Genomic DNA, 13,872 nt, shown 5'->3' with positions numbered 1-13,872 from the left:
GTCGATGAGCTTTACGTCACGCGATACTTCCCAGGGGGAGGTGCGGATCATGATGCACAAGGTCACGAAGCGGTGACCCATCAGCGTTGCCGGAGTCGTCAACGTGGCCGCCCGCAGCAGGGGCGAGCCCGCCAGGGCCGCTCCCGTCAGGAGGGCGTCCTTACAAAAGTCTCTGCGATGCATAATATTTTTTTCGGCGATGTTCACGCGAATACCGCGTTGCCCATGCTATTGCGGCGTAGCCCACGCCAGCCCATCCGGACCCTTGCCCACGTCGATGCGCCCGACAACCGTCAGTGTTTTCAAATCTATCACCGCAACGTAGTCGTCCGCCGTGCAACCGATAAAGGCGCGCGAGCCGTCGGGCTCCATCAGGATGCCGGCGGCGCCGTGACCGATGGCGATCTTTTTTACTGCCTTGTGCGTCGCGGCGTCCAGCACCGCGATGTCCCCGCTGCGCAGGCTGGAGATAAGCACCAGCCGGCCATCGCGCGTAAATTGCAGCCTGTTGGCGCCCAGCACGCCGGCGTCGATCTTGTCCACCACCGTCTTTGAGGCCAGGTCGATCACCGCAACCGTTCCGTCGTCCGCGGCGGCCGCCCACAATTGTTTGCCGTCGGGGGAGACGTCGAAGCCCTCGGACCCCCGGGAAACCGGGATAACGGTCTGCGCCCAATCGCCGTGCGGTCGCGGCGCGCCAGGCCCGCCAGGCCCTATGACGGTATCCACTAATATGCTGACGGTCCCCGAACTCACGTTGGTCGTGTACACGCGGCGCTGATCCGGCGTCACGTAAATCATGTGCGTCCGGTTCTGCCCCGTGCCCATCGTCCAGTCAAAGGTCCCGCTGGCCGGATCGTACCGGACCACGCACTTGGACCCTTCCGCGGTGAACCATACTTTCCCCCCGACAAAAGTGATGCCGTGCGGCCCCATAAAAGGTTTGGTGTCGATGGGGTGAAGCGCCGTCCCATGGACCAGGTCGATCACGTCCAGCTCGTGCAGGCTGCCGCCCCCGTAAATGGTAACGTACGCCGTGCGACCGTCGGCCGAAGCGATCACCTCGTGCGGATCGGAGCCCACCGGGGCCTTGGCAACGACTTTCAGCGTAACTGGGTCGACGATGGCCAGGGTGTGGTCGCCCTTCGAGAGCGCCAGCAATTTCGCCTGTGCCGTGGCGCCGCCTGCCGAAGCCAACAGCGCGGCCCAAACGGGTAGCGCCGCCGTAAGGAGAAGTTTCATAATCCGGGTTTCCTGCAAATATAGGGCATAAGCGCCGCGGCGCTCACAGCGCCTGGCGGGCCTTTATTTCCAGGTACTTGTTGATCGACGCAACGGTCAGCCGCGCCGGCGACGTAAACACGGGCAATATGCCGTACTGCGCCAGTTCTTTGGCCATGAGTTTTTTCTCGTAGAGGAACCGGTCGGCGATGGTTTTGATATAGACGTCCTCAAGGGTCTTCGCGTCGCCCTGCTGGAGCGCGTGGAGCTCGGTATTGTCGAAGAAAACGGTCACCAGCAAGTGATACCGGCCGATCGAACGAAGGTAGGGGAGCTGACGGCGGAGGCTGTGGATGGATTCGAAGTTGGTGAACAGGATCAGCAGGCTCCGTTGCTTTAGGCGGCCGCGGAGCTGCGCGTAGAGCTGTTCGAAGTCGGCCTCCTTGAAGTCGGTTTCCTGGTTGTAGAGGGTTTCGAGGACGGTCTCCATCTGACCGGCCTTGCGATCGGCGGGCAGGAACTGGTCCACCTTCCGGGAGAAGGTGATCAGACCGGCCTTGTCCTGGCGGCTCAGGGCGACGTTGATCAAAGCCAGCGAGGCGTTGATGGCGTAGTCCAGCAGGGTCATGCCTTCAAAAGGGAACTTCATCAGCCGCCCCTTGTCGATGACGCAGTATATGGGCTGGCTGCGCTCCTCGACATAGGTATTGACCATCGGCTGTCCCTTGCGGGCGCTGGCCTTCCAGTTGATGGTGCGGTAGTCGTCCCCGGGCACGTAGTCCTTGATCTGCTCGAACTCCAGGCTCAGACCGGTACGCCTGAGGCGCTGGCGACCGGCGTCCTGGCTGCCACCCTGGGTTTCGATCTGTACCCTGCGGAGGTTGACGAAGGAGGGATATACCTGGACGTCCTGTTCCAACCCGAAGGTGCAACGGCGGCGGACCAGGCCCAGCGGCGACGAGACAAACAGGTGTAGCCGTCCAAAGGAATAGACGCCCCGCTCCTTGGGCGTGAGCGTATAGGCGAGCGCCTGGGTTTCGCCGGCCTTCAGCTGCATGTTGCGCTTCCAGTGGCGGTCCTGGAACTGGAGGGGTATCTCGTCCACCACCGTGGCCTGGAGGGGGAAGGAATACGCGTTGCGGATGTGCAGCGTGACCGTGTTGCCGTCCCCGTTGCTGAATCGGGCCGGGGCTTCGCGGGAGGCTTCGACGTGACCGCTGCCTCCATACAGGAAAAAGACGTCGATCAGGACGCAACCCAGCAGGACGAGCCCCGACAACCGGGCCACCTGCGCGAGGAACGGGTAAAAGAAGGCGGAGGCCAACACGAGGATGATCACCCCGGCGATCCCGTAAGTCCGGCGGGAAAGGTAGAACGAGTTATAGAAATGCACCAGTAGCAAGAGCAACTATTTTATCGGGGAATCTCCATACCCTGGAGGATTTGTTGGATCACTTCGTCTTCGGTTACCCCTTCCATTTCCTTTTCCGGGGTCAGCAGGAGGCGGTGACGTAGCGTGGGCACGGCCACCTCGAGGATGTCCTCGGGGGTTACGAAGTCGCGTCCCTGGAGGGCGGCGGTCGCCTTGGCGGCGTGCATCAGCGCGAGCGACGCCCTCGGGGAAGCGCCGAGATAGATGGAGTGGTGCTGGCGCGTCGCCTGCGTCAGGCGGGCGATAAAGCGCAGCAAGGGCTCCTCGACGTGCAACCCCCGGACCTGCTGCCGCAATTGGGCGATACGCGAGGCCGTTAGCACCGACTGCACCAGGGAGACGGGGTCCGCGACGTCGGCCCGGTTGAAGCGCGAGAGCATGTGGATCTCTTCCTCTTCCCCGGGATAGGGCACCTTGATCTTGAACAGGAACCGGTCCAGCTGCGCCTCGGGCAGGCGGTAGGTACCTTCCTGCTCCACCGGGTTCTGGGTCGCCAGGACGATAAAGGGCAGGTCCAGCGGATAGGTGGTGCCGTCCATGGTGACCTGCCGTTCTTCCATGACTTCGAATAGCGCTGCCTGGGTTTTGGCGGGCGCCCTATTGATTTCGTCTATGAGTATGAGGTTGGAAAAGATCGGCCCGCGTTTAAATTCGAACCGGGCGTCCCTGGGATTGAAGACGGTGGTCCCCAGGACGTCGGAGGGCATCAGGTCGGGCGTGAACTGTATCCGCGAAAAGCCTACCGACAAGGTCGCGGACAGGAGACGGGCGCTCAGCGTCTTGGCCACGCCGGGGACGCCTTCGATGAGGACGTGACCGTCGGCGAGGACCGCCGTAATGAGCAGGCGGACCAGCTCCTCCTGGCCCACCAGCACCTTCCGGATCTCGGTGTGTATATGGTTTACGGCCTCCTGTAATTCCTGGAGGTCGGTCCGTTGCTGAAACAAGGCTTCTTCTTGCATTATAGAGCGGTTTTATAGAATTTTTCGATCAATTGATACCATTCGGTGAGCTGCTCCGCCGACAACGAGGGCGCGTCGTGGACATACCGAAGGTTGGTGGCGATGTCGCGCACCAGGGGCTCGTCCACGCCCGACCGCGAGGCCAGGCGGATGATGGAGGATGGCTCCGCCGTATCGAGCTGGGTCTGGTAACGGGTGCGGATATGCTCCTGGAAGTGCTGGCCCATTTTGATCGCCAGGTTGCGGTGGTCGCCTTTTTCGTAGTACATCGTACCGATCGTCTTGACCCACTCCAGGGACTCGTTGGTCGCCGGGGCCTTCTCCGGTATGATCCGCTGGCGTCGTTTCATGTTCAGGAGTATATACAACAGCAGGAGCAGTAACAGGGCCCCCAGGGCGGGTCCGATGAACTGATGGTGCAGGAGCCTGAACAGGCTGTCCCAAAAACCGCCGCCAGGGCGTTGTTCTTCCTGGACCTTGTATAGGAAATATTGGTTCCATATCCCCTTGGTGACGTGCACCGATGCGGGCAGGGCGGACCAGAAATTGTCAAAATAGCGCATGTTGTCGCCATAGAGCAGGAAGTAGTTGCTAAAGGCCATCGGCGCCGTCTGGAGGATCACCGCCCCGTCCCCCGCCGTGATCCTGACCATGTTGGCATAGTGATAATCGTTGACGCCGAGGACCTGGGTAAAACTGCTGTCCAGCGATACCACCGAGCGGTCCAGCCGGCGGCCGGGGTAAAAATAGCTGGTGGTGTCCGGGTAAGGCGGCCGGGTGAACGACACCCGCAGGGAATCTTCGGTGTCCACGTTCATGCTGTTACCGGTGAATACCTCTTCGGTGAAATTGCTGAGCTCGACGTGGAGCTTTTCCTTTACGTCCTGGGTAAAGCGGGCCGCGGAAATGACCAGGTAATTACCCTGGCGGACCCAACGGACCATGCCCGCCCACTCATCCGGATTGGGATAAAAATACGGGCTAAGGACAAACATGACCTGGTTCCGGTCGGTATCGCTAAGGTCCCTGAGGAAGTCGTTGCTGCGGCGGCTGACCGCCACGGGCGTCCGGGCGAAAAGACGGTTGAACTCCTGGAAGGCCACATACGCGCCATAGGGTCTTTTGTCCTTATAGTTGAGGGTGATGGTGGCATCGAAATGACGCTTCTGCCCGCGGTTCATCCAATAACCCAGCCCCCCGACGACGAGGACGCCCAACAGGACCCAGAGGACGGTATAGATCGTATTCTTGCTCAAAGCGTGTCAAGTCTGTTTTGGAATTGGTCGTACCGGGTCTGGATGTCCCCGAAAGCGGCGGGTGAAGGGACAAAGCCGCCGTACCAGGTATAATCGTAGTGCCGGGTTAGCCCCGCAAAGGCGTCATAAACCGCGTGCCCCCGCAATTCCGCCAGGTATTCGCGGTTGGTCTTTTCTTTTAAAAGCCGAATCAGCCCTTTCTCACTCAGCTGTTGCAACGTGGTAAGGTACAGACAGCGTTCCGCCTCCCGGTAGTCGCCGGCCGCCAGCGCCCTTTTCAGCGCCTGCGCGGGATCGTCGGGGACCTCGTCCGCCGTTTTGTTTTCATCTCCCTTCAGTTGGCGGCTGCGGTGAAACCACCGCACGCCGGTGGCCGACTGGACGATGTATACGATGGCCGCTACCAGGACGCCGGCCAGCAGGCTCCACCACAAAAAGGTCATCCAGGGCTTTTGGAAGAGGTCGCCCAGCCACTGTCTGAAACGATCCCACCAGTTGTCTTTATGGGGCTCGGTTTTTTTCGGGGGTTCGGGTTTGTCCTTGCCTACGGAAACATACCAGAAGTCGTCCAATTTGCGCAGGCTGTCCACGACTTCCACGGGCACGTGCCGGGGATGCAGGGTCACCGGCTTGACGGTTTTATTATACCAAAGGGAGTCGGACGCTTCGACGGCGACCGTGTCACTCTGCGCGTGGACACACAACGGCGCCAGCAGCATCAGCAAGGGCAACAGCCGGATTTTATGCATTCGGGCGCCCTCCTTTCCGCGCCAGGCGGATGGGATAGATCACGAAATAGCCGATGATGAAGGACAGCGAGCCGATCAGGATGATGAGCTTTCCCCATACGGGCATGCCCGCGTACCTGGTGACAAAGCCTTCGAAAAAGGCGGCGGTGATAAAAACGGGTATGAGGCCCGACACCATGATACAGGCGTCCCTGGCGTTACGCTTGAACGATTCCATCCGGCTGAGGGTGCCCGGAAAAAGAAAACCGGTGCCTATGATCATCCCCGCTGCCCCCGAAATGATGAGCGCGGATATTTCCAGGGTTCCGTGGATAAAAACGGTGAGGAAAAAGTCCCCCGCCAGCCCCTTTTGGGCGAACAGGTATTCAAACGCCCCCAGCCTGAGCCCTTCGTTGATCAGCTGGAACAGCGGGACGAAGCCGAACAGGACGCCCCCCGCCAGCATGATGATAGAGACCCGGATGTTGTTGATCAGGATGTACAGCCACATGACCACCTGGTTTTCGCCCTGGTAGACGGCAAAGGGATTGCCCGCGGCGATGTTGTCCTCGGTCTGGTTGACATAGGCGTTCCCGAGCATTTCCCGGATGAACGATTCGTCGCTCCTGGCCGACAGCACGCCAAGGATAAAGAAACCCGAAAAAAGGGCCAGCGAAAACAGCAGCACCCACCGGTGACGCGTGATCGTCATGGGAAGCTTATACCGTACGAATTTGGCCAGGGGGTTGGTCTCCGCTTTGCGGTTCCCGTATATACCCAGGTAGATCCTGGACGCGGCTACGTTGAGGTAACGGGTGGTCCTGCTGGTGGGATAAAAGGTCTTGGCATAGGACAAATCATCAACCAGCTGTATGAACTCGGTGGCCATTTCATCAGGGTCGGAGGACTGCTGTTGTTCAATCTGCGTCCAGCGGTCTTTGTTCTTCTTGATAAATAATGCTTCCCGCAAGCAGAAAAAATTTCCTGAAATTTACGGAAATTGTCATTATGAGCAGTATCCGTATTCCAACGAGCTTCAATATCGACCTGGAATTTGACATCCCGGAATTTCACCGGCGGCTGCTGGCGCTGATCATCGACTGGGCCATCCTCATCGTGTATGTATACCTGGCGGTAAAGGTCTTCCAGGCGATCATCCCTTCGGCGCACAACGAGTCGTCCGTAGCCTTCGATGTCGCGGTACTGCTGGCCCTGATCCCCTTTTTCCTGTATTTCCTGCTCACCGAGGTCTGGATGAACGGGCAAAGCCTGGGGAAAAAGGTGATGCGGATGCGGGTGGTCAATATGAACGGAGGGAAGCCCACGCTGGGGCAGTTCGTGATCCGCTGGCTGCTGCGCCCGGTGGACTTCGGGATCACGTTTTGCGTGGGAGGGCTGCTGTCGGTTATATTTTCCAAATACTCCCAACGGCTGGGCGACCTGGCAGCGGGCACCATCCTGATCAGCACCAACACGCGCGCCGCGCTGGAGGAAACGATCTTTATGGAAACCGCCCAGAACTACGTCCCGCAATTCCCGCAGGTGATGCGTCTCAGCGACCGGGACCTCAACACGATCCGGTCGCTCCTGGAAAGGGCCAAGGGCAACGACCATTTTCATATTGCCGCCACCGCCGCCGAAAAGATCAGGACGGTCCTGAAAATAGACACGCCCATGGCCCCCTATGAATTTCTCGAAACGCTGCTAAAAGATTACAACCACATTTCGGTGCAGTGAGCCTAGCCCCTGGTGGCAAGCATCGCCCCGATCATGACGGCCACTATGGCGATCAACCAGATGGAAATGCCGATGATGGCCAGTATCCCCCTGAACTTGAACACCGATTTCAACCGGCCCAGGGCGAATGTCAGCGATTCCTGGTCGTTGGTATCGACGGCTTTCCGTATGTGCGTGGCGAATTGGAACAGGTAAAGCGTGGGGAAAAAAGCCACTACCGCAATCGCCAGATAAAGCAATACCGCCCCGAAACCTCCGGTTTGGGAGTACTCGAACATACCGCCCATCGAACGATAGAGGGTGCTGGTGATGGCGCCGGCGAAAAAGCCCAGGATGGCGATCAAACCTTCGAAGATAAAGCCCAGGATCGCGAGGAACTTGGCCCATTTCGAGGCCTCCCGCAGGAAGGCCTGCGCGGCCGAATCGACGTTCAGCTCGAAAAGGTGTGTTTGTTGTTCTTCCATGAAGTTCATTTTTGTGGGTGAACTTCAAGATAGGAAAAATTTTAATATGCCCTGGCGAACAACACGCGTTCCTTGGACGGCTTGCCCGTGAGGACACACTTTCCCGCTTCCTGGGGATTGTCCAGGGGGATGCACCGGATGGTGGCCTTGGACAGCTCCTTGATCTTTTCCTCGGTTTCGGCGGTGCCGTCCCAATGGGCCGATACGAAGCCGCCTTTTTCATCGAGAACCTTTTGGAAGGTATCGAAGTCGTCTACCCGGGTGATGTGGTCCTGGCGGAATGCCAGCGCGCGGTCGTACAGGTTCTGCTGGATTTCTTCGAGCAGCCGGGCGATACGGCCAGGCAGCCCTTCCAGCGGCAGGCTCATTTTTTCCCTGGTATCCCGGCGGGCTACTTCCGCCACCCCGTTCTCCAGGTCGCGCGCACCGATGGCGATCCTGACGGGTACGCCCTTCAGCTCGTATTCCGCGAATTTCCACCCCGGCCGGGCGTTGTCGGAATCGTCGTATTTGATGCTGATGCCGGCGTCCCTGACGGCCTTTACCAGCGGGAGGATCCGCTCGTCGAGCTGTTTTTTCTGGTCCTCGCCCTTGTAGATGGGCACCACTACCACCTGTAATGGAGCGATCCGGGGCGGCATGACCAGCCCGTCGTCGTCGCTGTGCGCCATGACCAGGGCGCCGATCATACGGGTGCTGACGCCCCAGCTGGTGGCCCACACGTAGTCCAGCTTGTTCTCCTTGTTGGTGAATTGCACGTCGAAGGCCTTGGCGAAGTTCTGGCCGAGGAAGTGGGAGGTCCCGGCCTGAAGCGCCTTCCCGTCCTGCATCAGCGCTTCGATGCAGTAGGTGTCTACCGCTCCCGCAAAACGCTCGCTGGGGCTCTTGGTGCCCTTCACGACGGGCAGCGCCAGGTAGTTCTCCACGAAATCGGCGTACACCTCCAGCATCAGCCGCGCTTCGGCCACGGCCTCCTGCTCGGTCGCATGGGCCGTGTGGCCTTCCTGCCAGAGGAATTCGGCCGTCCGGAGGAACAGCCGGGTGCGCATCTCCCAGCGGACCACGTTGGCCCATTGGTTAATCAGCAGGGGCAGGTCCCGGTAGGATTGTATCCAGGTCTTGTAGGTATTCCAGATGATCGTTTCGGAGGTCGGGCGGACGATGAGCTCTTCTTCCAGTTTTGCCTCGGGGTCCACTATCACGCCGGCGCCGTTGGGATCGTTCTTGAGGCGGTAGTGGGTCACGACCGCGCATTCCTTGGCAAAGCCTTCCACGTGGGCGGCTTCCTTGCTCAGAAAGCTTTTGGGGATAAAGAGGGGAAAATAGGCGTTCTGGTGACCGGTTTCCTTGAATTTACCGTCCAACACAGCCTGCATCCGTTCCCACAGGGCGTAACCGTAGGGTTTGATCACCATGCAACCCTTCACCGCGGAGTAATCCGCCAGCCCCCCTTTCAATACCAGGTCATTGTACCATTGGGAATAGTCCTCGGAACGCGCCGTAATTTCTTTGCTCATAACCGCTCTTAAATTTCGCTGCAAACGTACATAAAATGTGTTAACTTTATTGTCGGGATACTAAACCCTTAACCCATGACACTGCGATATATAGTGCTTACCCTTGCGATCGGCTGCCTCTACAGCTGCTCTTCTGCGAGGAAGGCGCAATCGACAACGACAACCGACGACGCTTATTACTCGGACGGAAGCCAGGATTCAGGCAGCGGCTACGTCGCCAACGACGGGAGCGACGACCGGGTACAACCGGCCAGCACCGCGGATAACTATAATCAGTATGCCTACGGCAACGACGATAACGGTTATTCGCCGTACAGCACCTTTTACGATCCGTTCTGGGGCTCCGGCTTCGGAATGCCCTTCTATACCGGCTTCTACGGTGGGATGGGCTTCTTTTCCAACCCATACTACCCGTATGGCGCCGGCTTCTACCACGCCTTCGGCTATGGCTACTATGGCTACCCGATGTATTATGGCGGATTCTACAACCCCTATTATCCCGGCTTTGGCTACTACTATAGCCACTATGCCGTAGCCTCCACCGGCGGATTTTCTTCCCTGTATATGGGCGGTACCAACCGGGTCAACGTACTGGCCTATAACAACCGCCACTACAACAACGTAACGACCACGGTGGCGCCCCAGGCGATAGCCCACCCGGTCAACGGCACGATCTCCGGACGCATGGCGACCTCGATCGCCAGCAACAAAGTTACGACCAACGGCTTCCAGACCTACCGGCCGACAGCAACCCGGACGGCGGGCAACGTCCAGCCGGCTAACAACCGCAGTTTCGTCCGCCAGGGGAACACGGCGCGCACGACCAATCAGCAGCCGGCGCAGCAACGCACCTTCCAGCAGCAACCGGTTTACCGGCCCGCGCCCTCCGGTGGCGGCTTCCGCGGCGGTGGCGGCGGGTTTGGCGGCGGCGGTCGCGTAGGCGGCGGCGGCATTGGCCGACACTAAGATTTGTTTCAAAAGACCACATAAAGGAAAACGGCAACCTAATGGATTCGGTTGCCGTTTTTTTTTAATATATTTAAGCCAAATCCAAACCGATGAACCGCCATCTTTGGCTCTGTGCCTTCCTCCTGACAACGCCCCGCCTCTACGCCCAAACTTCTTCCGGCGATGACCGCATCGAACACATCAGCGCGTGCTGGCGGCAGATCGACAGCGACTCATCCCTGCAAAAAGTAAAGATGAGCTCCAAGGAGTTCTATGGCGAAGAGACGTCGGCGGGCGCCGCTTCGATGGTTGGATCCTTCAAGCGCGACAGCCTATGCAAGATCGACGTATCGGTGGGCATGTCCTATGGCATCCTCCGGGAACACTACTATTTTGCGGGCAACCAACTGCTCTATGTCAGCGAGACCGAGGACGACTTCAAAGACCAGGCGGAAAAAAAAGACGCCGTACGCAGCTATGAGGCCCAATTCTATTTCGACAAGGATGCATTGATCCAGAAAATGGCCAAGGGCCGGCGGTTGATGGGGCAGGATGACACGCACCATTACCTCGAGCTCTATCATAACGGGCGCTACTATGCGGAGTTGCTGCTCAAGAAATACCATTCAAATACGCCGTCACGGCCTCCCGCTCCTGCGGTCCGAACCACCTGAAGTCCGGGTCCCGTTTGAACCAGGTCATCTGGCGCTTGGCGTAATTCCGCGTGTGTTGCTTGATGAGGGCGACGGCGTTCTCTTTTGTCGTTTTTCCATCGAGATAATCGAATAGTTCCTTATAGCCGACGGTGTCGAGCGCCTTTTCGGTTTTGAATTTTTGGAGGCCTTCGACCTCGTTTTCGAGGCCACTGTCCATCATCTGGTCCACGCGTTTGTTGATACGGTCGTAGAGGACGTCGCGGGGCAACTCGAGGCCGACTTTTATTACGTTGTAGGGGCTTTCCTTACGGCCTTTTTGAAATGCCCTTATGGATTGCCCGGTGGCCTCCAGTACCTCGAGGGCGCGCATGAGGCGATGCGGGTTCTGCGTTTCACCGGTGGCGTACCACTGCGGGTCTTTCCGCTTGAGCTCTTCCTGCAGCCACGTCATCCCGTTTGCCGCATATCCCTGCCTCACGGCGTTTCTGGTCTCTCGCGGGACCGGCGGTATATCATCCAGGCCTTCGGTAAACGCTTGGATATACAACCCCGTTCCTCCCACCAACAGGGCGACGTCGCGCGTCGCGAAAATGCCGTCCGCGGCCCGTTGGGCTTCTTCGGTGAAAACGGCCGCGTTCACCGTTTCGGTGACGGAATGGGTGGCGATGAAATAGTGCGGGACGCGCTTTAATTCCTCCGGGGATGGGCGTGCCACCCCGATATCCATTTCCCGGTAGCATTGCCGGGAATCCGCTGAAATGATGGATGTCTGGAACGTTTCGGCCAGGTGAACGGCCAGGTCGGTTTTTCCCACCGCAGTGGGACCGGCGATGACCAGGATGGTTTTCAACGTTTATATTTCTTCGGTGAAGTTGTCGACTTCACCTTCCTGTTCGCTTTCTTCCCCGCTCTCCGATTCCCCACCCTCTCCGCCTTCTTCGCCGAAGCCTTCTTCGCCTTTAGTGAGGTCGTATTTTTCTTCTACTTCGACGAACTTGTCTCCCAGCAGGCTGCGGGTTCCATATTGGTTCGGGGCAAGCCCTTCGGTCCGGATCACGCCGGGGTAGGACTGTTTCTGGTTCTCGTCCTTACTGACGCTGATCAGCTCCAGCAGGAAGGTCCAGTTCCGGTTGAAGTCGTAGATGTAGATGAATTTCTGGTTGGGGTCCTTGATCTCGGAGCCGATCTGGGTCTGATCCATGAGCAGGGGCTCCTTTACATACGGCTTGTCGTACTTCTCCAGGGTAATCTCCCGGCCGCGTTGCCAGTGGTCGTTGCTCCGGTAAAAGGTCGCTTTGTGCTTATTGTCAAACTCGAAAGACTTCAATACAATGTCGTTCAATTCCTTGAAGCTTTGACTGTGTCTGATGACCACATCTCTATACACCGCGTCGTCCTCTTCCCAATAAACACGAAATTTAAGTACCGCCATTACTCCTGGGTTTGAATTAATACAACAAATTTAAACGAATTAATTACATTTTCACAGGCTCCAGGCCATGCTCCCGGCCCACCTTTAACATCAAATGATATGCCGCCTCGTATTCGTTGGGGATGATGCCGTCCAGGATGGCCTCCCGGATCGCCGTTTTTATGTCCCCTACGACCCGCCCGGGGGGCAGGCCAAAGGTTTCCATGATGATTTCCCCGGTGATCGGGGGTTGCCAGTTCCGGATACGGTCCTTTTGCTCCACGTCCCTGAGCCTTTCCTGGACCAGCTCGAAATTGTCGAGGTAGCGCTTTACCTTTTGTTTATTCTTCGACGTTATATCCGCCCGGCAAAGCGTCATCAGGTCCTCCAGGTCGTCCCCCGCGTCGAACAGCAACCTCCGGATAGCCGAGTCCGTGATGTTCTCCCTGGTCAGGCTGATGGGCCGCAGGTGCAATTCGACCAGTTTCCGCACATACCGCATCTCCTCGTGCTGGGGCAGCTTCAATTTGCTGAAGATCCGGGGCACCATCTTCCCCCCCACGACTTCGTGCCCATGAAAAGTCCAGCCGTGCCCGGCCTCGAAACGCTTGGTGGCTGGCTTCCCGATGTCGTGCAGGATCGCCGCCCAACGAAGCCATAGGTTATTTGTGTGCTCTGAAATGTTGTCCAGCACCTGCAGGGTATGGAAAAAGTTATCCTTGTGTCCCTTTCCGTCGATGTATTCGGCCCCGGCCAGGTCCACCATCTGGGGGAAGATCCGTTGCAGGAGGCCGGTCCGGTACAGGTATTCGAACCCGATACCCGGCTTTTTGCTTTTTACGATCTTATTCAGCTCGTCGGTGATCCGCTCCTGGGTGATGATCCTGATCCGGTCGGCGTTTTCGGTGATGCTCTCTTCTGTCATCTTCTCTATCTTGTACCCGAGCTGGCTCGCAAACCGGATGGCCCGCATCATCCTCAACGGGTCGTCGGTAAACGTCGTGCCCGGCTCCCGGGGCGTCCTTATCCTTTGGAGCTCGATGTCTTTTAGCCCCTCGAAAGGGTCTATTAATGTCCCGAAGTCTTCCTGGTTCAGGCTCACTGCCATGGCATTGATGGTGAAGTCCCGCCTCAGCTGGTCGTCCTCCAGGGTGCCCGGCTCCACCTCCGGGTTCCGCGAGTCCCTGTTATAGCTCTCCCTGCGGGCGCCCACGAACTCGAGCTCGATGTCCTCCACCTTGAGCTGGGCTGTCCCATAGGTCTTGAAAAAGTTCACCGCCGGCTGCGGCCGGAACCGCTCCGCTACCTTTTGCGCCAGGGCGATCCCATCCCCCACACAAACCACGTCGATGTCCTTGGTCGGACGGCCGATGAGCTTGTCGCGGACGAAGCCGCCCACTATATAAGAACGCAGCTGCAGCTCAGCCGCTGCGCTGGCGATCTTTTTAAAGATGAAAAGTTCTTTATCGGTGCAGAGGATGTCCATTTTTTTCTTTTTGCTTTGCTTTCGGCCGTTTGCCCCGGCGCTTTTCGCCTTTGC

The 13,872-nt window shown here is 58.3% G+C and carries 15 protein-coding genes; 3 read left to right on the top strand and 12 right to left on the bottom strand.

Annotated elements, in window-relative coordinates; translation table 11 throughout:
- The 7 genes from VL547_RS00725 to VL547_RS00695 form a co-directional block, all read right to left on the bottom strand.
- Positions 1–183: DUF3863 domain-containing protein (locus VL547_RS00725; RefSeq protein WP_325574101.1), on the bottom strand; the 183-nt coding region annotated here is incomplete at its 3' end.
- Between the two features lie 45 nt (positions 184–228).
- Positions 229–1,242 carry a YncE family protein gene (locus VL547_RS00720; protein WP_325574099.1) on the bottom strand — a complete coding sequence of 338 codons (1,014 nt, stop codon included), beginning with the start codon at positions 1,240–1,242 and terminating at the stop codon, positions 229–231.
- 43 nt (positions 1,243–1,285) lie between these two features.
- Positions 1,286–2,614 carry a DUF58 domain-containing protein gene (locus VL547_RS00715; protein ID WP_325574103.1) on the bottom strand — a complete coding sequence of 443 codons (1,329 nt, stop codon included), beginning with the start codon at positions 2,612–2,614 and terminating at the stop codon, positions 1,286–1,288.
- Between the two features lie 20 nt (positions 2,615–2,634).
- A complete protein-coding gene (locus VL547_RS00710) occupies positions 2,635–3,615 on the bottom strand; it encodes a MoxR family ATPase (protein WP_325574097.1) in 981 nt (326 codons plus the stop codon).
- A complete protein-coding gene (locus tag VL547_RS00705; protein ID WP_325574095.1) occupies positions 3,615–4,871 on the bottom strand; it encodes a DUF4350 domain-containing protein in 1,257 nt (418 codons plus the stop codon). The genes VL547_RS00710 and VL547_RS00705 overlap by 1 nt, the downstream gene beginning before the upstream one ends.
- Complete coding sequence (locus tag VL547_RS00700) at positions 4,868–5,620, bottom strand: DUF4129 domain-containing protein (protein ID WP_325574093.1); 753 nt, start codon at positions 5,618–5,620, stop codon at positions 4,868–4,870. Before VL547_RS00700 ends, VL547_RS00705 begins: the two co-directional genes overlap by 4 nt.
- A complete protein-coding gene (locus VL547_RS00695; RefSeq protein ID WP_325574091.1) occupies positions 5,613–6,569 on the bottom strand; it encodes a stage II sporulation protein M in 957 nt (318 codons plus the stop codon). The genes VL547_RS00700 and VL547_RS00695 overlap by 8 nt, the downstream gene beginning before the upstream one ends.
- 38 nt (positions 6,570–6,607) lie before the next feature.
- Between VL547_RS00695 and VL547_RS00690 the strand changes: the two genes are divergently transcribed.
- Complete coding sequence (locus tag VL547_RS00690) at positions 6,608–7,336, top strand: RDD family protein (protein WP_325574089.1); 729 nt, start codon at positions 6,608–6,610, stop codon at positions 7,334–7,336.
- 2 nt (positions 7,337–7,338) lie between these two features.
- On the opposite strand, the gene VL547_RS00685 is transcribed toward VL547_RS00690, so the two are convergent.
- Complete coding sequence (locus VL547_RS00685; RefSeq protein WP_325574087.1) at positions 7,339–7,800, bottom strand: DUF5362 family protein; 462 nt, start codon at positions 7,798–7,800, stop codon at positions 7,339–7,341.
- 41 nt (positions 7,801–7,841) lie between these two features.
- A complete protein-coding gene (gene proS, locus VL547_RS00680; protein ID WP_325574085.1) occupies positions 7,842–9,317 on the bottom strand; it encodes a proline--tRNA ligase in 1,476 nt (491 codons plus the stop codon).
- Between the two features lie 75 nt (positions 9,318–9,392).
- Here proS and VL547_RS00675 point away from each other — a divergent pair, with 75 nt between their 5' ends.
- Together VL547_RS00675 and VL547_RS00670 are read left to right on the top strand one after the other, a co-directional pair.
- A complete protein-coding gene (locus VL547_RS00675) occupies positions 9,393–10,283 on the top strand; it encodes a hypothetical protein (RefSeq protein WP_325574083.1) in 891 nt (296 codons plus the stop codon).
- A 92-nt stretch (positions 10,284–10,375) separates the two neighbouring features.
- Positions 10,376–10,939, top strand: coding sequence for a hypothetical protein (locus VL547_RS00670; protein ID WP_325574081.1), 564 nt, complete (start codon positions 10,376–10,378; stop codon positions 10,937–10,939).
- Here VL547_RS00670 and miaA read toward each other — a convergent pair.
- From miaA to VL547_RS00655, 3 genes are read right to left on the bottom strand one after another with little or no spacing between them, the layout of a single operon-like run.
- A complete protein-coding gene (gene miaA, locus VL547_RS00665) occupies positions 10,878–11,771 on the bottom strand; it encodes a tRNA (adenosine(37)-N6)-dimethylallyltransferase MiaA (RefSeq protein ID WP_325574079.1) in 894 nt (297 codons plus the stop codon). The genes VL547_RS00670 and miaA overlap by 62 nt on opposite strands.
- A 3-nt stretch (positions 11,772–11,774) precedes the next feature.
- On the bottom strand, positions 11,775–12,353 hold the full coding sequence (locus tag VL547_RS00660; protein WP_325574077.1) for an IS1096 element passenger TnpR family protein: 579 nt from the start codon (positions 12,351–12,353) through the stop codon (positions 11,775–11,777).
- A 43-nt stretch (positions 12,354–12,396) separates the two neighbouring features.
- On the bottom strand, positions 12,397–13,818 hold the full coding sequence (locus VL547_RS00655) for a CCA tRNA nucleotidyltransferase (RefSeq protein WP_325574075.1): 1,422 nt from the start codon (positions 13,816–13,818) through the stop codon (positions 12,397–12,399).
- Positions 13,819–13,872: the final 54 nt, after the last annotated feature.

The organism is Dinghuibacter sp., from assembly GCF_035492835.1.
GTDB lineage: Bacteria > Bacteroidota > Bacteroidia > Chitinophagales > Chitinophagaceae > Dinghuibacter.
Note: the sequence above shows the minus strand (reverse complement) of the source record. Positions and strands in the feature narration are given on the sequence as shown.